At 34.9% G+C, this 21,031-nt stretch carries 18 protein-coding genes; 9 read left to right on the top strand and 9 right to left on the bottom strand.

Annotated features, from left to right (window positions below):
* Window positions 1-15 precede the first annotated feature (15 nt).
* From HF196_RS03570 to HF196_RS03545, 6 genes are all read left to right on the top strand, one after another.
* Complete coding sequence (locus tag HF196_RS03570; protein WP_168455843.1) at window positions 16-693, top strand: VirB8 family type IV secretion system protein; 678 nt, start codon at window positions 16-18, stop codon at window positions 691-693.
* Window positions 680-1,486, top strand: a complete 807-nt coding sequence (gene virB9, locus HF196_RS03565) for a P-type conjugative transfer protein VirB9 (RefSeq protein WP_246198625.1) — start codon at window positions 680-682, stop codon at window positions 1,484-1,486. The genes HF196_RS03570 and virB9 overlap by 14 nt, the downstream gene beginning before the upstream one ends.
* 16 nt (window positions 1,487-1,502) lie before the next feature.
* A complete protein-coding gene (locus tag HF196_RS03560; protein WP_168455841.1) occupies window positions 1,503-2,972 on the top strand; it encodes a TraB/TrbI/VirB10 family type IV secretion system protein in 1,470 nt (489 codons plus the stop codon).
* Between the two features lies 1 nt (window position 2,973).
* Entirely contained in the window at window positions 2,974-3,966 is a 993-nt protein-coding gene (gene virB11 / locus HF196_RS03555; protein WP_168455840.1) for a P-type DNA transfer ATPase VirB11, read from the top strand.
* Window positions 3,967-3,994: 28 nt separating this feature from the next.
* Window positions 3,995-6,115: a type IV secretory system conjugative DNA transfer family protein gene (locus tag HF196_RS03550; protein WP_168455839.1), complete on the top strand. Its 2,121-nt coding sequence runs from the start codon at window positions 3,995-3,997 to the stop codon at window positions 6,113-6,115.
* A gap of 635 nt (window positions 6,116-6,750) precedes the next feature.
* Window positions 6,751-7,608 (top strand): P44/Msp2 family outer membrane protein, encoded by an 858-nt coding sequence (locus HF196_RS03545; RefSeq protein WP_168455838.1) that lies wholly within the window; start codon window positions 6,751-6,753, stop codon window positions 7,606-7,608.
* A gap of 54 nt (window positions 7,609-7,662) precedes the next feature.
* Here the strand turns inward: HF196_RS03545 and HF196_RS03540 are convergent, their stop codons facing one another.
* On the bottom strand, window positions 7,663-7,827 hold the full coding sequence (locus tag HF196_RS03540) for a hypothetical protein (protein ID WP_168455837.1): 165 nt from the start codon (window positions 7,825-7,827) through the stop codon (window positions 7,663-7,665).
* A 4-nt stretch (window positions 7,828-7,831) separates the two neighbouring features.
* Here HF196_RS03540 and HF196_RS03535 point away from each other — a divergent pair, with 4 nt between their 5' ends.
* Together HF196_RS03535 and HF196_RS03530 are read left to right on the top strand one after the other, a co-directional pair.
* The gene (locus HF196_RS03535; RefSeq protein WP_168455836.1) at window positions 7,832-9,184 is read left to right on the top strand and encodes an alanine:cation symporter family protein; all 1,353 of its coding nucleotides are present in this window, start codon (window positions 7,832-7,834) and stop codon (window positions 9,182-9,184) included.
* 88 nt (window positions 9,185-9,272) lie between these two features.
* The gene (locus HF196_RS03530) at window positions 9,273-11,813 is read left to right on the top strand and encodes a hypothetical protein (RefSeq protein ID WP_168455835.1); all 2,541 of its coding nucleotides are present in this window, start codon (window positions 9,273-9,275) and stop codon (window positions 11,811-11,813) included.
* On the opposite strand, the gene HF196_RS03525 is transcribed toward HF196_RS03530, so the two are convergent.
* From HF196_RS03525 to yidC, 5 genes are all read right to left on the bottom strand, one after another.
* Window positions 11,805-12,401, bottom strand: coding sequence for a Maf family nucleotide pyrophosphatase (locus tag HF196_RS03525; RefSeq protein ID WP_168455834.1), 597 nt, complete (start codon window positions 12,399-12,401; stop codon window positions 11,805-11,807). The genes HF196_RS03530 and HF196_RS03525 overlap by 9 nt on opposite strands.
* Window positions 12,379-12,642, bottom strand: a complete 264-nt coding sequence (gene infA / locus HF196_RS03520) for a translation initiation factor IF-1 (protein WP_168455833.1) — start codon at window positions 12,640-12,642, stop codon at window positions 12,379-12,381. The genes HF196_RS03525 and infA overlap by 23 nt, the downstream gene beginning before the upstream one ends.
* Window positions 12,643-12,754: 112 nt before the next feature.
* Entirely contained in the window at window positions 12,755-13,228 is a 474-nt protein-coding gene (gene nusB, locus HF196_RS03515) for a transcription antitermination factor NusB (RefSeq protein ID WP_168455832.1), read from the bottom strand.
* The gene (locus HF196_RS03510; RefSeq protein ID WP_168455831.1) at window positions 13,228-13,656 is read right to left on the bottom strand and encodes a 6,7-dimethyl-8-ribityllumazine synthase; all 429 of its coding nucleotides are present in this window, start codon (window positions 13,654-13,656) and stop codon (window positions 13,228-13,230) included. Before HF196_RS03510 ends, nusB begins: the two co-directional genes overlap by 1 nt.
* Window positions 13,634-15,352 (bottom strand): membrane protein insertase YidC, encoded by a 1,719-nt coding sequence (gene yidC / locus HF196_RS03505; protein WP_168455830.1) that lies wholly within the window; start codon window positions 15,350-15,352, stop codon window positions 13,634-13,636. Before yidC ends, HF196_RS03510 begins: the two co-directional genes overlap by 23 nt.
* Window positions 15,353-15,487: 135 nt before the next feature.
* Here yidC and HF196_RS03500 point away from each other — a divergent pair, with 135 nt between their 5' ends.
* The gene (locus HF196_RS03500) at window positions 15,488-16,000 is read left to right on the top strand and encodes a TIGR02281 family clan AA aspartic protease (RefSeq protein ID WP_168455829.1); all 513 of its coding nucleotides are present in this window, start codon (window positions 15,488-15,490) and stop codon (window positions 15,998-16,000) included.
* On the opposite strand, the gene secF is transcribed toward HF196_RS03500, so the two are convergent.
* From secF to HF196_RS03485, 3 genes are all read right to left on the bottom strand, one after another.
* A complete protein-coding gene (gene secF, locus HF196_RS03495) occupies window positions 15,977-16,858 on the bottom strand; it encodes a protein translocase subunit SecF (protein ID WP_168455828.1) in 882 nt (293 codons plus the stop codon). The two genes, HF196_RS03500 and secF, sit on opposite strands and share 24 nt — an antisense overlap.
* Before the next feature lie 67 nt (window positions 16,859-16,925).
* Window positions 16,926-18,089, bottom strand: coding sequence for a WO male-killing family protein Wmk (wmk, locus tag HF196_RS03490; protein WP_168455827.1), 1,164 nt, complete (start codon window positions 18,087-18,089; stop codon window positions 16,926-16,928).
* A 193-nt stretch (window positions 18,090-18,282) separates the two neighbouring features.
* Window positions 18,283-20,256, bottom strand: coding sequence for a heme lyase CcmF/NrfE family subunit (locus HF196_RS03485; protein WP_168455826.1), 1,974 nt, complete (start codon window positions 20,254-20,256; stop codon window positions 18,283-18,285).
* Between the last annotated feature and the right edge of the window lie 775 nt (window positions 20,257-21,031).

The following is a 21,031-nucleotide window of genomic DNA, read 5'->3' as shown; positions in this document are numbered from 1 at the left end:
TTTAAGAATACTAAGATGCTAAAATTTTTTAAACAAAAGAAAGATAGTAAGTCGTTGGATAAAGATGTAAATTGGAATTCGAATCGCTATAGCATGGTTATTGCTCAGAGAAATACTCTACTTTTATTTACATTAATATTGTTAGTAGCAATTTCTATAAGCATATTAGCTATATTTAAAATTAGCACTAGTAGTACTATTGAACCGTTCGTTATAGAGATTGAGAAAAAGTCAGGGATAGTGCAATGGGTTGATCCTGTTACGGTAAAACAATATTCCGCGGATGAAGTGCTGAACAATCATTTTATTGCAGAGTATATAAAATCAAGAGAGGTTTTTGATCCATATAACTATAATTATAATTACTACACAAAAGTGAGGTTATTTTCCTCAAGCGATGTATATAATGAATTTAGAAATGATATAAAACTGCAGAATATGGATGACCTTTTATATTCAGATTTTGTTAAAAATGAGTTTAAGGTTCGTTCAATTCAGAAATTGAGTGATGGTACTGTTCAGGTAAGGTTTACCGTCGAATCTACACGAAAAGATGGAAGTTTTGTAAGAAAAAACAAAATAGTCATCATGTCATATAGGTATGCATCACTTAAGATGGACGATCAGCAAAGATATGTTAACCCATTGGGGTTTCAGGTTACTTCTTATAGGGTAGATGATGAGTATGTATAGAACATTATTAGTTTTAGCTTTACTGATAAGTGGTAGTTTAAGTGCATCGGTTAACTACAGTAAGCCTATTTCTATAGATAGTAGAATAAAGACTTTTGTATATAGTCCGAATGAAGTTTTTACGGTTATTTTTAGTCAAGGTTATTATTCTTATATTGAATTTGCAGAGGGGGAAAAAGTTAAAAATATTGCTGTTGGTGATGCGTCAAGTTGGAAAATTAGCCCTTATGACAATAAGTTACTTATCATGCCATTTGAGGTTAGTAGCCGCACTAACATGATTATTACAACCACAAAAAAAAGAAACTACATTTTTGATTTAATCTCAAGACCGAACTATGATAAATACCCAAATACTGATGCTGAGAAAATAAGTCATGATTATTCTGCTGAAAAAGATATATCTTATGTAGTGCGTTTTTATTATCCTCAGGAGGAAGATGAATTTGATGTTGATTTGGATGAGATATCAACGCCTACTCAAATGCAATATGTTGTAGATAAGCCAGAAGAAGTAATACAAGAAAATGATACAAAGTACAACTATACATATATCGAAGAAGGCGCTAATGCTGATATAATACCAATAGAGTTGTTTGATGATGGCTATTTAACTTATTTTAAATTTAAAGATGGTAACAAAATACCTCAGATTTTTGCAGAGGAGAATAAGACTAAATTGCCTTGTAAAAGGCTGTTGTTTGATGGTTATGTTATAATAAAAGGAGTGCACAAAAAGCTATTCATGCGTTATGAAAATGACGAGGTTGAAATTATAAATAGGTTACTTTAGCTGCGGTATATGCAATATGAATAAGGAAAAGCGTAACAATTCGGGGACTGAGTCAGAAATAGAAAGCAAAGTAGTAACGGTTGGCTCTAATCAAAGTCATAGAGCATTAATGGTTATTATTTTAGTGCTTTTAGTTGGTGGAATATATTATCTATATTTTAGTCCTTCTTCTGATGAAGAGGATGTAGAAATTGTTAAAAAAGAAGAAACGAAGCAAAATGTTCAAGAGTTGAAAGAAAAGTTGGAAAAAGTTCCAGATGATGTGGTAGTTCATGAAAGGATGATAACTGATTTGCCATCTTTACCTCCTCTTTCTACGCCGAAAGTTATACCGGAAGTAAAGCAGACTAAAAAGGAAGAAGCAGTAAAAAAGGAGGAAGAAAAACCAAAAGAAACTCCTGTATCAAATATACCTGTTTTACCAAAACAAAACTTACCTTATAGCAATGTCACTAATAATTTACCTACTTCCTTGCCTGGAATAGGTAGTGGTGGTTACCCTAGAGATAGGCGTGGTGCGCAAATGTTAGCGATTTCTGGTGGTGTTGAAGAGAACAAAGCTGCCGATACCATTTTATCCAACACTTCAGTGCAACCGAGTATAGCCACCAAAGTGGGAAAACTCGGATTGATGATTACCCAAGGTAAAATTATCGATGCTGTTCTTGAAACTGCAATAAATTCTGATCTACAAGGAACGCTACGTGCTGTGGTGAGTAGTAATGTTTATGCAGAAACTGGTGATACAGTTTTAATACCCAGAGGTTCGAGATTGATAGGCAAGTATTCATTCGATTCAAATGTGGCAAGGGCCCGCATAAATATAATTTGGAATAGAATCATTCTTCCTCATGGAATAGATATTGCTATTTCATCACCTGGTACAGATGAGCTTGGTAGAGCAGGAGTAGCTGGTATAATTGATAACAAAATAGCAAGTGCATTATTTTCTTCAATATTGCTTGCAGGTGTTTCAGTGGGTTCTGCTGTTATAGCGCAAAAGGCTTCCAATCTTATTGACGTGTTTACCATCATGGACGCAGTGAGATCCATTACTGCAACTGAAATAGATATCTCTCCTCTTAAGGATATTATTGGCAAGAGAGATGCAAAGAATGCAGAAAATGATAAGTGGAAACTTGGGCTTGGAGCTATTAGGAAAATTAAAAATGCACCTGATGAACAGAGTTTAGTTAGGACATTTCGGCAAGAAGTAAAGGATCTACGTTTGAATGCAATTGACGATGATGGGGTTGATAAGATTACTTTAGAAGATATAAAGCTATTATTAAAGCAACGAGGAGGCAAGTCTGTTTATGAGGAAGCAATTGGTAAATCAATCGAAGATTTTTCTAAAGACATGAGAGACATAGTTAACAGATATACAGACAAAAAACCAACTGCTTACGTTGATCAAGGCACTGCGTTGAAAGTATTTGTTAACCAAGATATAGTATTTCCTCCACAGGCAATATTAAATCGATAGAATGAACTATGCTGCACTTGATACATATTTAGAACCACTACAAGGCATATTTCAAGAAGAAGGCGTCAATGAGATATCGATAAATAGTCCTAAAGAAGTATGGATTGAAAATCGCGGCGAAATAAGATGTGAAAAGTTAGAAGTATTTGATCTTAACCATTTGAAATCTCTTGGCAGATTAATTGCTCAAGCTACAGAACAAAAACTGAGCGAAGAAGCACCACTGCTTTCAGCCACATTGCCAAATGGTTATCGTATACAGATAGTGTTTCCTCCAGCATGCGAGCCTGATAAGGTGGTTATGTCGATTCGTAAACCTTCTACTATGCAATTAGCATTGGATGATTATGAAAAAATGGGGGCTTTTTCTGAAACTGCTATAGAGGTGGCTGATAATCCAGTAGACCGTCACCTGGATTTACTATTGAAGCAAAAGAAGATAAAGGAGTTTTTAGAATACGCTGTAATAAACAAGAAAAATATCATAATTAGTGGCGGAACTTCTACTGGTAAAACCACTTTTACTAATGCTACTTTACGTGCTATTCCAGCTGAAGAAAGAATCATTACTGTTGAAGATGCAAGGGAAATTGTTTTGAATGATCATCCCAATAAAGTGCATCTGATTGCTTCTAAAGGAGGGCAAGGCAGGGCAAAAGTGACCACTCAAGATTTGATAGAAGCGTGCTTACGTTTAAGACCAGATAGAATAATAGTTGGTGAGCTACGTGGAGCAGAAGCTTTTAGTTTCCTTAGAGCAATAAACACTGGTCATCCAGGTTCAATATCAACTCTTCATGCGGATAGTCCAGCGATGGCTCTTGAACAAATAAAGTTGATGGTTATGCAGGCAAACCTTGGTATTCCTCCAGATCAGATCATACCATACATTAGGAATGTGATTGATATTGTCATTCAACTAAAAAGAACTAGCGGAGGAAAAAGAAGCATTTCTGAAATATTATTTACTAGATCTTCAAATGAAAATGCTTAAATTTATACACAAAGGAGATAAGTAGTTTATGAGTTATAGTGGAAATCACCTACGCAATATTTTGATAGGGGGAGTTGTAGTTTTCAGTGTACTGGAGTTTTGTTTCTATTTATCTGGTATATTGTTTTTTCTGTTTGTTGATGGTCCAGATGGTGTAGACTTTAAAGCAATTAATCCTAGCTTAACTCCTTTTCCTCAAGCTCTCTGGCCAACAATCTTTGAGCATATAAAATATTGTTGGCATCACCCGGAATTATATAATACTGAGCTCAAGATTAAGTTAATTGTATCTTCTGCACTCCCTATCGTTGTTTTAATGGTTATTTTGTGGAATTTAAGGGAGAGGATAATTGAGTGGCGACCATTTAAAAAGAAAGAATCGCTTCATGGAGATTCGAAATGGGCATCAGAAAAGGACATACGGAAAGCAGGGCTAAGAAGTAAAAGAGGGTTATTGCTTGGTAAGGATAAAAGGGGCTACTTTATTGCTGATGGGTTTCAACATGCATTGCTGTTTGCCCCTACAGGCTCTGGTAAAGGTGTTGGTTTTGTAATTCCTAATTTATTGTTTTGGACTGATTCGGTAATTGTGCATGACATCAAGTTAGAAAACTATGAAATAACGAGTGGTTGGCGGAAACAGCAAGGGCAAAAAGTATATGTATGGAATCCAGCGCAACCAGATGGAATCAGCCACTGTTATAATCCGTTAGAGTGGATTAGCGAAAAGCCTGGGCAGATGGTTGACGATGTACAGAAAATAGCCAACTTAATCATGCCTGAACAAGACTTTTGGCAAAATGAAGCAAGAAGCTTATTTGTTGGAGTGGTGTTATACTTACTTGCTGCACCAGAAAAGGTGAAGTCTTTTGGTGAAGTTGTACGTACGATGCGTAGTGATGACGTAGTTTATAACCTTGCCGTTGTTTTGGATACGATGGGTAAAACACTACATCCTGTGGCATATATGAACATTGCAGCCTTCTTGCAAAAAGCTGACAAAGAAAGATCAGGTGTTGTTTCAACTATGAACTCGTCGCTTGAATTGTGGGCAAATCCATTGATTGATACTGCAACTGCGACGAGTGATTTTAATATTTTAGATTTTAAAAAGAAGAGAGTTACAGTTTATGTTGGTTTAACTCCAGATAACTTGAATAGGTTAAGGCCTTTAATGCAAGTTTTCTACCAACAAGCAACTGAGTTTTTGTGTAGAAAATTGCCTTCGGACGATGAGCCATATGGTGTATTGTTTTTAATGGATGAGTTCCCAACACTTGGAAAAATGGAGCAATTCCAAACGGGCATTGCATATTTTCGCGGTTATAGAGTGAGATTATTCTTAATCGTTCAAGATACTGAACAACTCAAAGGAATATATGAAGAAGCAGGAATGAACTCCCTTTTATCAAACTCAACTTATAGAATAACTTTTGCAGCTAATAACATTGAGACGGCTAATTTAATATCGCAGCTTATAGGAAACAAAACTGTACAACAAGAGTCGTTAAACAAACCTAGATTTTTAGATTTGAATCCCGCTTCAAGATCATTGCATATTTCTGAAACACAGAGGGCATTGCTGTTGCCTCAAGAGATTATCATGTTGCCGCGTGATGAGCAGATAATTTTAATAGAATCAACTTACCCGATTAAATCAAAAAAGATTTTGTACTACAATGATAACACTTTTACAAGAAGACTGCTTAAGCCAACTTTTGTGCCTACACAAAAACCATATGATCCAAACGAAGTTTTTTCTGCTGCTGACCAGGATGAGGTTAAGGATGAGATTCATAACGAGGAGAATAATGCTATTGAAGGGTCTAGCACTGCTGATTATCCGGTTGAAGCTCAGGCTAAAGATACAGTGTACGATGGGTCAGAGAACAGCGATAAGTTTGAAGACGAAGGTATCGATGATGTTGATGAAAAGTTTGAAGATGATGGATTTGATGACGAGGAGGAGGATGAACTTGAAGGTGATGATGGATTTAAAGACGACGAGGAAAAGGGCAAATTTGAGGGTAATGATGGACTTAAAGATCAAGATGATGATGGATTTACAGATGACGAGGATGATGAATTTGATGATAAGGAGGATGAACTTGAAGATATTGATGACGAACTAAAGGATAAAAAAGAGTAAAAGTTTAAGATGTAAATATCGTTCCAACATATTTTTTGTCCATAAAAATAAAACTACTTGACAACCTTTGCCGGTCTATTTATCATATAATTGAAGCTATTCATTTAGCTTCAATCTGTGCAGATTAAACGACGAAAGTATTACGGTTGGCGTCTTATGTTTAATTTTTTGCACTATGTGCACTTCATGTCTTTATTAATTTTACCTAGACTTCTAGGTTTTTCCTTATACAAGCTGAAACGCGCTTATAAGTCGTTCAAGACAGTATAGTACACCAATTTGCAGGATTAGAAAGTGAGCAACTTCTACCACGGGATTTCTTTTGTCTTTTTTTCTGCTTGGTAAATTTCTTAACGTTTAAGTCAAGATTAGTTGTAGTGTAAAAGCAGCTAAATTGCAGCGTTTAAGGCTAAAAAGATGCCAATGTTTTTGAGCAGATATTGACCGGGGTTTTTTTTGTCTTTTTTTTATTTGGTAAATTTCTTAAGTATTTATAGCTAAAGCAACTCAAGAGAGATGTTACTCCAACACTGTGCCTTTTTTAGCTCAGGAACAAGTTGTATTAAACTTTTCACATTAAGCCATTTTTAATTAATTAGTATTAAATTAGCTATTTTAAGTAGGGGAGTAGTAAAATGAGTAATAAAAAAACATTAGCAATTGCAGCATTTGCTTTGCTGCTGTCACAACAGTCTTTTGCATGTGACACAGAAGGATTTTACTTTGGTAGTGGATATTACGGCCAGTTTTTTAATAGCATGAGTTCACTGAAAGTAGAAACTAAAGACATCACTCATGCATCTATAAAGGATGGGACTAATCCTGAAGCGAAAGGTCAGCTTTTAGATAAATATAAATCAAATTATAATCCTCTTTTTGCTCCAAATGTAGCGTTTGGCTATGAAGGAAAATTTGGTGACAATAGCTATAGAGCTGAATTAGAAGGGATATACTCTTCTGTAAAAGTAGATGGTATTGGTTTAGGAGGTAATAAAGCCGATATAACATACCAAAAAAAATTTAAGACAGGGACCGAGGGAAGCGAGCAAGACAAAACTTATGGATATGGTATAAAAGTCGACAACGACAAAATTGAAAACATATCTGTGATGGCCAATGCTTATTACTATTGGAAAAACGATGATTTCTCTTTTTCACCTTATGTTGGAGCTGGAGTAGGTGCAACGAGAATGAAGATGTTCGGACAAACATCAATAAGACCTGCATATCAATTGAGAGCTGGTCTTGATTATTCCATTAATGAAAATGTAAATATGCATATTGGGTATAGACATTTTGGTGTGATCGGTGGCAACTTAAAACTTGATACAAATGCGTTGAATGAACAAGAGAGTAATGAGATTAAAGTATTTAACAAAGGTCATAAACCAGTATCAGGTCATGAAAAAGATAGCATAGAAATAAGCAGAGGATTATTTGCCACACATGGTATGGAAGCTGGTCTTACTTTCCATTTTGCTAGTAAAGCCTAGAACCTTTTAAAAGGCAATAGGCTTATCTCAAGCGCTTTTTTGTTACCTGAGCGGTTATCGTTCCAGCGTCCATCCAGCCCATGGCGCTGGATCTAGCCTATGGCCAAGCCGTAGGCTAACAGAAATAAGCTCGTTAGTCACATCAACTCTCACAAAAATAGGCTTAGGTGTTTTTAATTTTTGTTTGTATACTAAAGTTAAAACACTTACCTTCAGCATGTAGATGAATACAGTAAAGTTTGTTTTATTACTGCCAACAATATTACTTATACTAATCGCTGGCGTTTACTTATCGGTTAAACTAAAGTGGCTACAAATATTTAGGTTGCCATATGCCCTTTCGCTGATTGGGGCCAAAAGAGGGGAAAATAAATTTTCTTCTATAGCTGCTTTGTTTACAATCTTAGGGGGAAATTTGGGAGTAGGTAATATTTCCGGAACTGCTGTTGCTCTCAAAACCGGGGGACCAGGCTCTATTTTATGGATGGCAATAATTATTGTTATCACTTCTGTGATAAAGTATGTCACCTGTTATCTGAGTATAAAAAACAGAAAAAAAAGAAATGGGCGGTTTATAGGTGGCCCTGTAGCCTATGTGGCTGATGCGTTTGGCTCTAAAAAAGCTACGATTGCGTTTCTAGTCATCATGATGATGGCTTCAATAACCGTTGGTAACCTTGTTCAAGTAAATTCTCTATCAATACCACTTGATATGGTGGATGTGCCTGTGGTTACTGGTGGAATCATAATGGCAATAATATTTTTTGCTGTTGCAGCTCTCAGCTTAAAAAAAATTAAAATTTTTATATCGGCTATGATACCGATAATGACAGTAAGCTACCTTACGCTTTGTGGTATTATACTATTTAAGTTTAGTGAAAATATCCTTCCTTCTCTCAAGCTAATAACAGGCAGCTTTTTTACAACTGGCAGCTTTAACTTTGGTTTATCTCTAGGTTTAATTGTGGAGATGTTGACTATTATTCAAGTAGGAACCTTGCGGGGTATTTTTGCAACAGATATAGGGCTTGGCCTTGAAGGCATTGTACACTCTTCAATTGTTCCTAAGAAAAATAACAATAAATTTATCATTGAACAGAGCCTGATTACAATAATATCACCTTTTATAGTTGCATTCATAGTGTTCATTACAACAATGGTACTGCTCATCACAGATTCCTGGGTCACTGATTTAGAGAGTACCAACATGTGCATTTTTGCCTTTAGAAAAGCTATGAACTGGCCTTATGTTGACTATTTGATTATGGCAATAATGTTTTGTTTTGCTTTCACTACCATTTTTACTTGGTTTTTTTGCTCAAAACAGACAATATGCTATGTATCTCAAAACGATAAATACACTAAAATATGGATTGCAATTTTTACTGCGATTATTCCGCTTGGTGCGATAAGTAAAGTTCAATTGCTGTGGGACATCGCCGATATTTCGATCGCTGCTTTGTTGTTTATCAATATATTTGCTATACTCAAGCTAACTTCTAAAAATCCGGAAGTATTTACTATGAGCAGCAGATATTTAAAATTGAAGACACCAGCTAAACTGTCATCTGATTAATACAGTTTTCTTTATACAAAATTAATTAATTCCCATAATAATTATACTAGCTAAGGTTAAAAGTTAGAGGGTTATTAGTGAGGAGAATATGAACATTCAAAATGCACAATTAAACAACAGTAACAATTTCGTTCAAAATTCTTTGTCTTTACTTAATGAGATAAAAGAAGATGAAAATCTTTCACCTCTATTTAATAGAATGAAAAAAGAAGATGAAAAAATTTACGATGCAATAGTTGGGTTCAACATAGTCAAGTCTTTGATAGAATATGGTGCCAGTTGGAATAAAAGTGTCAATTGGAAAAAAGATGAAGTTTACGAAGTCTTGCAAAATAAGCTTGATCAGATAGAGAAAGCTTCAAATAAGCTTAAAGATAAAACTAAACAAAAGCTTCAAAGTGAAGTTCAAAAGGAACTAGAGGGTTATATTGATGGTGGTGTTCACAATGTTGCAATACACGGTAACTACGCAAGTATTACTCTGAAAGATACCAAAAAGGAATTTAAAATAAGCGAATTTTTAAACAGTGATTTTTGTCAGAAGAATGGAATTTCAGGATTTTCAACATTGCATGATGATGGAAAGAGCGGAATGCATGGTTTTGTTCATAATAACATAAGACACTATGTTGTAACTGATGGCTCATATGAGATGACTCTGAATTGGTATGTAAACGGGGAAAAGTGTACTATTAAAATTAAGATTGATAAAGAGGGTGTAGAATTTATTGAGGGTAATATTACCCAAGATCAAAAAGATCAGTTAAAGGCAAACAGAGATGTAAAAATAGGTGGTTTATTTTTGGATGAAATACAATTCAGACAACAGAAAGAAAAAGAGAATGAAGTGCAATATAGTAAAGACAATAATAATCGATCATTTGAAACTGCAAGAGATGTTAGTGTTCAAGATACCAAGAATTTAGAAGTTGGTTCTAGGGCCACTATGTCACAGTCTGATAATAAAAACGATTTGGGTTACGAAAGTCAAGAAGAGAGTGCTCAGAATGAAGAAACTCCTACACTATCTGGAGGTGGTTCATTTAAAAAAGGTATTAAGCATGAGCAACCATCTAATAGTCAGCAGAAAGGTGGACATCAGCCAACTACCTTATCAAGTAGAAATAACTATGGATTTCCATCTTCTGATTCTTCAGATTTTACCAAATCCGTAATCCACAATCAGAATAATAGGCAAAGAGATAAACAGTATGATAATCCTACATTCACTACATTGGGATATTCTGCATCTGAAAGCCAAAGACCAGATAAAGGTGTTGAGTCGAATGATAGTAAAATTAGAGAAGAAAACAACCAGCCACTTTCTGCTTTAACAAGCAATAGTATAAGTGACTCTGGCTATTCATCTCCAATGAGTGATCAAAGTCAATCTCAACTAGATCCTAAAGATTTGGCCAGTAACCTTGAGGAAGAGAAGTTAAATCAGCAAAAGAAAAACAAAGAGCATAGAGAAAATAGTAAGGGTCATGATAGTGAAACTCATATTGTGTCAAGTCAGCTAGTTGATAAAGAGTCAAAAAACACTCAATTTGCCAGCCCAGCCGACCAAGCAATGGATGAGCTAAAAGAAGTACTGAAAAAACCAGATAAAGGGCTAAAAGAGCCAAAACAACAAGTTACTGAAAGAAATATTTATAAAGGTTCATTTTCAGAAAATATCTTACAGGAAATAAAAGAAGATAAACCAATATACAAGTGGCTAAAAGACAAGATTGAGAACAAAGAAGATAATCAAAATCTGAATGCTTTAGAGAAAAAATTATCTCAAAAAAGTAATACCGCTAAGGATTCATTCTCAGAAAGTATTTTGGAAAAAATAAAAGAAGATAAACCAGTATATAAGTGGCTAAAAGACAAGATTGAAGGTAAAGAAAATAATCAAAATCTAAATGCTCTAGACAAAAGATTATCTCAAAAAAGTGGTCAAGGTAATATCATAGAGAAAAGAAATGATGATGACAGCAAGCATCTATCTCCAACTAGTACTGGTGGAGATACACATGTTAGTGCTACTCAATTACAAAAAGATTCCCGTAGAAGTGGTAAAGAACCTGAAGAAGAAGAGAGAAATTTTCAAAAAACAAAAGAAGCATTAGAAAAATGGAAGAAAAAAAGATTAAATAAATATGGAAAAATTAACGAGAATATTAAAAAGGCTAGTTTTGATACACAAGAAAAAACTCAACCTCATCATACAAATGACCTAACTCCATTTGAGGAGCTTACACAAAGACTAAGTCAAAAGAGCTATGGGTTAAAACAAATCAACCCTAAAGCACGTCACGTTAGTCCACAAACTAGAAAACATCTAATAGAAGCTGGGTTGCTGAAAGATGATTCAACAAACGTAAAAAAAGTAACGGAGCAAGAAAATACTGACACTAATCCGGCTACAGATAAAAATAGAGAGCTACACAAATTGCTAGAAAAAGATGCAGCACAACTGAAAGTTGGGGTAATAGAAGAAGAAAAGGAGGATACTCCAACAGAATATATTAGTAGTCATGATCGCAATAGAATCGCATTAAGCAACAAAAACAAATTGCTTTGGACTAAACATGTTAAACAACAACAGGAAAAAGATAAGGATAAAGGTGTGTCAATATAAATTGAGGTTAAAATGATTACTCAGCAAACAATAAGTTTCGTGTAACGGTAATCCTATTACGGAAGAGTAAGAACCACGCAAAAATAATACGAACATTCCAGCAAAACCTTGTATATTGCACCCTCCTGCCTTATTTTTCCACTCTTCTGATGCTAGATAATATTTAATTTCCTGTTCACTGAGACGTTTAAATTTCACTATTGTAACTACAGTTTTAATATGTTGTTTAGATCGATCGGGAGTTAGTAGACACACACTGGTGTAGACTCTATGCCTTCTTCCTGATAATAAGCGAATGCATTTTTCTGCTTGCTCAACGTTTTCAGCTTTAAGCAATATTCTCCTACCACAAGCAACAACCGTATCGACGCCAAGCACAAAATAATTTGGATTTGAACTTTGTATTTTCTCAGCTTTACTTTTTGCCATGCGAATTGAATAGTCTTTTGGGAGCTCCTTCTTTAAAGGAGTCTCATCAATCTCTGCGGGCAAAATCAAGCCAGGTTTGATATTTATTTGTTTTAATAAAGCTAAACGCCTTTCTGATGATGAAGCAAGAATAAGATTATTTAGAGATCGTTCTTTCACTTGTACCTTTAAGCCTTCTAATTATCCGACCTTTTTTCGCATTCCTATCATAAATACTCATCTCAACTAGAACTCTATCTCCAATAATAATGCGTATTTTACTTCTTCTTACTCTCCCTGATACATGACAGATGATCTCGTGCTCATTATCTAATTTCACTCTAAATTCTGCTGCAGGTAGTAAAGCAGTTACTGCCCCTTCTACCTCAATAATTGCTTTTGATTTTTCGTCGTTTACCATTTGTTATATTATAACTTAATAATCTTTGTCAGTCTATCACAGATCTTAAAGAAGATAAAAGACCTTTTCTTGTCATTCAGGTTTCTTATCGCTTCTAAGTTGCCCAATATCTTTAATCTAGCCTAACTGTTTCTTTTGCTTTATCTAATAATCCATTAATGAAACCAATTTCGCTCGGTTTATCAAGTAGATCGGATGCAATATTAGTATATTCATTAATAATAACTGGAGCTGGTGTATCACAATTGGCTAACTCACATATCGCAACACGCAAAATAGACAAGCTTATAAGATTCAGCCGCGAAAGAGACCAAGTTGGATGCAAATAACGCTCTATTATCTTATCGTACTCCTCACTGTTTTTCATCACCTTACATGACAGTTTCTCTAAGAATTGGTAATCAAATTCCTCACATTCAAATATATCTGCTAACTTGTTTACGTAGTCCCTAAGCTCACAATTTTCCAGCTCAAAAACGCTTTTGTCGTAACCTATAAAAATATTTGAGTAAGCAACTTGCACAATAAGAAACCTTGCTGTGCTTCTTCTTATACGCCATCCCTTATCTGTAGGTTCCTCCTCCATCAGCTTAATTTTTTGTATAAATCTATCATGTGCAAAACGGCTGAAGCTGCGTGGCCACCGATGTTCTTTCTGTTCTTATCAGCCCTTACTAAAGCCTTATCTTTGCTGTCAGCAGTAATTACGCCCATACCAAGAGGTACTGCATAACGCATAACAACTTCATTTAAGCCTTCGATTACTCCTTTACAAACATATTGATAATGGTCAGTTTCACCACGAATTACGCACCCAAGAGCCAAATAACCATCATAATTAACGATTTCACTTTTGGCTGCAAAAAGAATTGCAGCGGGTATTTCAAATGCACCAGGGACCTCAACTATATCATAACTGGTACTATGATCTTTTAGTTTATCAGTTGCACCTGTAAGCAAAAGGTTTGCTATTTCAGTGTAATAAACCGAGTTAACTATTAGTATTTTCGACATTTATCCCTCCTTTTCTTGTTAAAAATAATTTTATTAAGGATTGTTGAATTAAAGTTATGATGTTACTAAATATCCAATATATTACCAGGCCTGCAGGAAAAGAGGAAAAAATAAAGGTAGAAATGTAAGGTAAAAACCTCATGACGTTTACTTGAATGTCATCTTTATTGGTCTGATCTTTCTCGCTTAGCTTTTGCTGAATTATCATAGTAATGCCAAAAATTATAGGCAAAATGCCTATGGAAACGGGAAAGCTATAATTAAACAATCCAAATAATGTAAAAATGTTCGTTGGATCAGGAGCTGAGAGGTCCTTAATCCATAAATAAAAAGGAGCGTGCCTCATTTCTATAGTAACAAATAACACTTTATATAAAGCAAAAAACACCGGTATTTGCACTACCATAGGAAGAATGCTCGACATTGGGTTTACGTTATTTTTTTTGTATAATGCAATCACCTCTTTATGTTGCTTTACACTATCATTTTTATATAATTCCTTTATACGAGTTACCTCAGGCTGCAGACTTTTCATCTTGAACATTGAAATATATGACCTGTTAGATAAAGGAAGCATCAAAAGTTTGATTGCTAAGGTTAGCAATAATATTGCTAAGCCAAAATTCTTTAGGATGAAGTTAAAATATTCAAGCAACAAGAATACTGGCTTGGTTATAAAGTAAAGAACGCCAAAATCTACAGCTTTATCAAATAAGGGTATACCTAGAGTACTTTTATAAGAATCCAGCAAATTCAATTTTTTTGCTCCAGCGAAAAAATAATTCACATTGGAAGTGCTTGCACCAGGAAGTATGCTTTTGTAAGGTTTGACAAAGTCCACTTGAAATTTATCAATATCATTAACACTTGTGTGCTTGATGCTAACATTTATTTTATCGGATTTTTCAGGTATGATAGCTGTAAGCCAGTATTTGTCAGCAAAACCAAACCAATTTTTTTCACTTGTACTTGCTTTTATTAAATGTTTCTTAGCGATATCTTTATATTTCCACTCCTCCAATTTATTATCAAATGCACCCAGTACTCCCTCATGAGATATCCAATAAGACTCTTTAATATTATCACGTTTACGGTTAATTTTACCATAAGGAACCAACACTACGGTATCTTTCGTGTTGTTTTCAACAATTTGCTCAATCTTAAACATGTAGTTATCGTCAAAGCTAATTTTCATCTTGAATACAATGCCGTTTTCATTATCCCAAAACAAATTGACAGCTTTTCGATTAGTCAGTTCAGTCTTATCTGCTTGCCAGACTGTTTTAGCATCTGGAATTTTAATTTTGCCACTTGGATCAAGCCAACCAAATTCTGCAAAATATACATCTTTTGATTCTACGGGTGATAGTAATACTACTTGTGGGGAAGAAGGATTCGGCTCTAAGTGGTAATTAGTTAAAATTAGGTCATCAAATCTGGCACCTCTTAAAGAAATCGACCCTTTTACCATATTATTGGTTAAATTAATCCTTTGTTCTCGAGTAGAATTAATAATTTCGGAACGATTTTGGTGTATTATAGGAGCAAGATCGTTAAAAGATTCTATGTGTTCAATATTTTCAATTGATGGATGATCTTGGTTTGTATTAAAAAAATTATCGTAAATAACGCGCCAAGATACCATAATTAACACGGAAAGGACAGCTGCCAAAATTAGATTTCTTGCTTCTGACATAAAACTTAAGCTAAATTCACCTCCTTAAAGTGTATATTAAATATTGCACTAAAACAATAAAATTTACTTATTTTTAATAATGACTTTTAACGCTAATCTTTAAAATTTATTTTAATAGCTTCAAATTTTAACAATATGAACGCAGTAAAAAACTTATTTATTTGGCTACTGATAATAGTCATTACTGCAATGTTTATTGATTCACAAGGAGATAAACTAAGAAACAGGTTTCTTAGTACTTTTTTACCATATAAAGGGAGGGTTCAAAACAGTGGAAGCATTGAGTTCACAAAATCATATGACGGACACTTCTACATTCAGGCTCAAGTTAATGGCCATGATATAACGTTTTTGCTTGACACTGGTGCAACCGATATTGTCCTATCGCAAAAGGACGCACTATATGCTGGTCTGAACTTGAAAAATATTCAAGATTTTAAAATATATGAAACTGCAAAAGGCCAAATAAAAGCTGGTGTTGTTCAAATACCTCAAGTAAAAATAGGAAACTTTTTGATCAATGATGTGCAGGCGAGCGTGAACACTTATTCTATGTCCCATTCATTACTTGGAATGAGTTTTCTGAGATATTTCCATTTTACTATAAGAGATAATAAGTTGATATTATACCGTGAATCGGCTTATTAAAGCCCTGCAGGTCAATATAGGAGCAGAGATAAATATTGCAGAACAAGTGCCTATTGCAATACCAAAAAAGATAATCAAGCTGAAATCTCTGACTGCACCCGTACAAATTAATGTCAAAGGAAGAGCAGCAAGTAGGGTTGTACCCGAGGTCAGAACAGTGCGAAACAATGTAGCATTAATACTTGCATCTACCACTTCGCCCATCTGTCTGTTTTCACCACTTTTTTGATATTCTCGAATCCGGTCGTATATAACTACTGAGTTATTGATTGAATACCCAATTACAGTGAGGAGAGCTGCAACTGATGAGATATTAAACTCAATGTCAGTCAAGCTAATAAAACCAATGGTTAAAATCACATCATGGACTAGTGCTATTATTCCACCAAAGCCACATTGCCAATTGAATCTAAACCAAACGTAAAAAAATATTCCAAAGATTGCAATTAACATCGATAATATTCCTTCAAATATTTGCGTTGAGCCTATTTGTGGACCAACATAGTCTATCTTACGATAGCTTATCGAACCACCCAGTTTTTCTTCTAGTATGCTTTTTATCTTTTTAATTTTATCCTCATCTCCTTCCTCTTTAAAACGCATGACTAAATTGTCACCTGCTTTTGAACTCTGCACTGTAAAGCCATTTTCTTTCAATACATCAAGAGCAGCACGATCTTCGCTTGAAGATTTTATTTCCATCAAAATTCCCCCTGTAAAGTCTATGCCTAAATCCACTCCACGTAACACAACAGTGAGTATCGAAAAAATGATCAGAATAATACTAATGAGTGCAGTCAACTTTCTATATTTACTAAATTTGATATCGAGATTGTCTGGAATAAGTCTAACTGCCATGTTCTTTGCTTAAACTTAAATTTTATATACTTTTCAAAAGATTCACTAGCTTATTTTGTAATAGGAGTCATGCAATTTCATCAGTTGATAAACCGGTTATTTGGCAGATAACATCGATAGAAATACCTAACCTGAGTAGATTCCGTGCAACTTCAACTTTAACTCTTTTTATAACCTTCTTTTTGCCAGCCCGCATGCCTTCACATAAAAAACATACTGACAAATCCAATGTATCCAAGAATTCTTGATCATTAATCTCGTTACATTCTCCCATCAAACTTAATATTCCTGCCTCACTATCCTTGTTTTCACTTTTTCTTGGTTCAGGCTGCAGAGCTATAACACGAACTGTTAACTCCTCCGCTAAAGCACATAATATTTTGTCTGGAACATTGTCCCCTTTTTCATACCTTTGTATCTGCTGTTGTGATACCCCGACCTTACTTGCTAAATCTGCCTGAGTATATCCTCGCTTTTCCCTCCAGTATTTTATCCTTTGTCCTATTGTGCAATCTACAGAATCAGTACGAATTTCTCCTTTTGTATTATTATATTCGTTAGTAGATAAGCCTGTTGCTTGAGAGATAATATCAACAGAAACTTCTGCTTTAGATAGACTCTTTGCCAATTCTACTTTGGTTGCTTTTATAGTACTTTCTGCGTCAACCCGGATAGACCTGGCCAGTAAATAAGATGCATCTTGTAACCTATGATTTTTAATTTCTTTATACCTTCTTACAAGATTTTGCAACGCTTTTGTCCTATCTTTATCCAAACAACTATGTTCGCCTTTAGGAAGTAGATCTTTAACATCAATTGATAATTTTTTTGTTATGGCACAGAGTTCGTGTGGATAAATGTCATCTACCCCTTGTTCGTATCTTAGTATTTGCTGTTTTGGCACTCCAATTTTTTTTGCTAAATCCTCCAGAGTATACCTTCGCTCTAACCTCCAGTACTTTATCTTTTGCCCTATTTTGTAATTTATAGAGTCAGTGTGCATTTGCTCGTGTCCTTGTTTTTGCTGTTTTGGCACTCCAATTTTTTTTGCTAAATCCTCCTGAGTAAATCCTCGCATCAACCTTGCCTTTTTTATTCTTTGTCCTATTTCATAATATATAGGGTCGATATACTTTTTGTCATCATTATCACTGGAGTCGTTCATACTACTTTCCTTATAACTTATAGAATCAGTATGCCTTTTGTCATCACTATCATTGGAGTTGCTCATATTACTTTTTTATATAAACAAACATATGCTTTACCATAAGGTTTTATAATAGTCTATTATTTTTTATAACTTTTTTTTATATATTCATAAGATAGCTATCTATGGTAATAACTATATGAAATTTTTGTTGCAGGCTTTATGAAATTTAATATAGCACTTCCTAAGGTGCAGTAGTGCTAGCTGCAACCCACAGCTAGACAACCTTTGTTTGTCTACCAAAAGGCAAAGCAGCAAGGAGCGAACCAAAAGCGATGAGGAAGGATCCAAGCCAGATTACAGGCACTCCAGGTTTATAGTGCACTTTAGTGGCGATCTTGCTCTTACTCTTGTCAATCTCGCCAATTACAACATAAATATCAGAAAATAAATTGTGATAAATATTGCTCTCAACGTTCTTTTGACCTTCCACAAGATAAAATCTGTATTCAGGGGCCACTTCTCCTATTACCTTGTTATTCAACAAATTCCTGATATCCATTGTTCCTCTCACTGCATGGAAATTTTTCTCTTTTATAAATTCAATATTTCGCAAAGTAACTCTGAATTTATTGACCGTTATGCTATCCCCTATTTTTAGGTAATTCTCCTTTTTTTCCTGCCAACCAACGGAATAGGCTATACCAAGCACCAAAATTGCCACTCCAGCATGAGCCAGCATCATTGCATAGTAAGACTTGGAAACTCTTTTTGCGAGTAAAATTGATTCACTAAATGCTGCCTTAAATAAGCGAATTCTTTTACTGTACGCTTCTAAAACAAAGACTAATAGTGCTATAGAGATGGCAATTGATAGAACAATCATTAGCTCCATGTGAAGGACAAACGGCAAAATAGCTGCAGCGCTACAAAATGAGAATCTATATTCACGGAATATTGGCAACAGGCTATTCCCCTGCCAACGGCAGTATTGTCCAATTATCGTAAGGACTAGAATAGCCAGTGCAATGGGGTTGAACAAGGAATTATAATACGGTGCTCCAACTGAAATAAGTTCGCCGGTTAAATATTCAAGCACTGTAGGGTATAAAGTGCCAACGAACACGACGAAAAAAGCAGTGATGAATAATAAATTGTTTATCAACATCATTGTAAAACGTGAGAAGAATTTTCTGCCCTCTGTCACCTGAGTGGCTTGATTGCCTGCTTCTTTTTTTCTGGATTCCAGTGTCAAGCACTGGAATGACACTAAAGATGGACGATTTCTTCTTGTAAATACTACAAATATTACTAAGCTACCGATCGTAATTATACCAAGTAGAGCTAATATGTACAGTCCATACTTCGGATCATCAGCGAATATGTGCACTGAAGCAAGTATTCCAGAGCGGACTAAAAATGTTCCAGTTACACTCAATATAAAAGTTGTAAGCGTGAGCAAAATGGCAAAGTTTCTTAAAACATTGAAATTTCGTACCACAAGTAGCAGATGTGTCAGCGCCACTGCAACTAACCATGGCATTAAAGAAACGTTTTCCACCGGATCCCAAAACCAAAATCCACCCCAACCAAGTTCACGATATGCCCACCAACTACCAAGGCTGATGCCCAAAGTAAGCAGCGACCAAGAAACAAGCATCCAAGGTCTAACAGCTTTAGCCCAAACATTTCCCTCAGCGTTTGCAATGAGTCCAGCTATAGAGAGCGAAAAAGGAACACTAAATCCGAGGTACCCCAAATACAATATCGGCGGATGAATAGCAAGACCTATGTCTTGCAATATTGGGTTAAAACCTAGACCATCTGTCTCAATGCTTGGCATTTTAGTAAAAGGATTAGACTCAAATAAAGTGAACAACAAAAAACAAAAGCAAATCAAGCCTTGAGTGATCACGGATACCTTCTTCAATTTACTGTTATTATCAATAAAAATGCTCATCAGAAACAAGTAAAAGGCAAGCACTAAGGTCCAGAGCAACATAGACCCTTCTTTATTTCCCCAAACACCACAGATTTTATAAATCAAAGGCTTTGTCGTATGAGAGTGGTAATATACGTTTGCAAGTGAGAAATCGTCTGTAACGTGACAGTAAACCAAAACAGCCATTGACGCTGATACGCAGGAAAATATAGTAGTGGTGATAAACCGATAAGAATTGAACGGTAGAAATAAATATGTCAAAGACAATAAGCAGGCTACAAATAGCGATATATTCCCAAATTCAGACATAAATTATAGTTGTTTATATAAATACTACTAATAACAAGCTGAAAGTTAAAGTTTTAATATAGGAGCAAAATATCTTGATGTTGGTACTATTTCCATATTTTACTGTACTTAGCTTTTTACATAGCAACGTATTAAAAAAACCACTTGACAACCTCCAAAAGTCAGCTTATCATGTGGCTGAAGCTATTATTTATCTTCAGTCTGTGCAGATTAAATGAGAAAAAAACTTAGCATATTTGGCGTCTCATGTTTAATTTTTTGCACTATGTGCACCTTATGTCTTTTTAAAACTTCTGGTTTTTTACCTATACAAGCTCAAACGCGCTTATAAGTCGTTTAAGACATCAAAAACGCCAATATCATAAGATAGATAGTGAATAACTAGCTACTCGGGGTTTCTTTTGCTTTTTTTCTGCTTAGTGAGTTTCTTAAACGTTTATGGCTAAGGTTAAGTTGCATTAAAAAGCAGCTAAGTCGCACTTATTAAACGTTTAGGATAAAAAAACGCCAACATTTCGACACAAAAGTAAATAACTAGCTACCTCGGGGTTTCTTTTGCCTTTTTCTCCATTTAGTAAATTTCTTAAATATTTATAGCTAAAGCAATTGAAAAGTCTGTGAAGGGTGTCATTCCAGCGCGTGACGCTGGAATCTAGGAAAAAAGGATGGATCCCAGTGCCACGTTACAACGTTGAACATTTTTTTTGCATTTCCATAGCCAGTTCTTGAAACAGAAACACTATGTACACATCATCGTGGTCAATTTTAATGCCTC

It is taken from the genome of Wolbachia endosymbiont of Ctenocephalides felis wCfeJ (assembly GCF_012277315.1).
In the GTDB taxonomy this organism is placed as follows: domain Bacteria; phylum Pseudomonadota; class Alphaproteobacteria; order Rickettsiales; family Anaplasmataceae; genus Wolbachia.
The sequence above is the reverse complement of the archived record's forward strand: the minus strand, read 5'-3'. Positions and strand labels throughout refer to the sequence as shown.

Excerpts from the sequence above, each read along its gene's own strand:
- HF196_RS03570 (WP_168455843.1), top strand. The coding sequence starts at position 16 with ATGCTAAAATTTTTTAAACAAAAGAAAGATAGTAAGTCGTTGGATAAA.
- virB9 (WP_246198625.1), top strand. The coding sequence starts at position 680 with ATGAGTATGTATAGAACATTATTAGTTTTAGCTTTACTGATAAGTGGT.
- HF196_RS03560 (WP_168455841.1), top strand. The coding sequence starts at position 1,503 with ATGAATAAGGAAAAGCGTAACAATTCGGGGACTGAGTCAGAAATAGAA.
- virB11 (WP_168455840.1), top strand. The coding sequence starts at position 2,974 with ATGAACTATGCTGCACTTGATACATATTTAGAACCACTACAAGGCATA.
- HF196_RS03550 (WP_168455839.1), top strand. The coding sequence starts at position 3,995 with ATGAGTTATAGTGGAAATCACCTACGCAATATTTTGATAGGGGGAGTT.
- HF196_RS03545 (WP_168455838.1), top strand. The coding sequence starts at position 6,751 with ATGAGTAATAAAAAAACATTAGCAATTGCAGCATTTGCTTTGCTGCTG.
- HF196_RS03540 (WP_168455837.1), bottom strand. The coding sequence starts at position 7,827 with ATGCTGAAGGTAAGTGTTTTAACTTTAGTATACAAACAAAAATTAAAA.
- HF196_RS03535 (WP_168455836.1), top strand. The coding sequence starts at position 7,832 with ATGAATACAGTAAAGTTTGTTTTATTACTGCCAACAATATTACTTATA.
- HF196_RS03530 (WP_168455835.1), top strand. The coding sequence starts at position 9,273 with ATGAACATTCAAAATGCACAATTAAACAACAGTAACAATTTCGTTCAA.
- infA (WP_168455833.1), bottom strand. The coding sequence starts at position 12,642 with ATGGTAAACGACGAAAAATCAAAAGCAATTATTGAGGTAGAAGGGGCA.
- nusB (WP_168455832.1), bottom strand. The coding sequence starts at position 13,228 with ATGGAGGAGGAACCTACAGATAAGGGATGGCGTATAAGAAGAAGCACA.
- HF196_RS03510 (WP_168455831.1), bottom strand. The coding sequence starts at position 13,656 with ATGTCGAAAATACTAATAGTTAACTCGGTTTATTACACTGAAATAGCA.
- yidC (WP_168455830.1), bottom strand. The coding sequence starts at position 15,352 with ATGTCAGAAGCAAGAAATCTAATTTTGGCAGCTGTCCTTTCCGTGTTA.
- HF196_RS03500 (WP_168455829.1), top strand. The coding sequence starts at position 15,488 with ATGAACGCAGTAAAAAACTTATTTATTTGGCTACTGATAATAGTCATT.
- secF (WP_168455828.1), bottom strand. The coding sequence starts at position 16,858 with ATGGCAGTTAGACTTATTCCAGACAATCTCGATATCAAATTTAGTAAA.
- wmk (WP_168455827.1), bottom strand. The coding sequence starts at position 18,089 with ATGAGCAACTCCAATGATAGTGATGACAAAAGGCATACTGATTCTATA.
- HF196_RS03485 (WP_168455826.1), bottom strand. The coding sequence starts at position 20,256 with ATGTCTGAATTTGGGAATATATCGCTATTTGTAGCCTGCTTATTGTCT.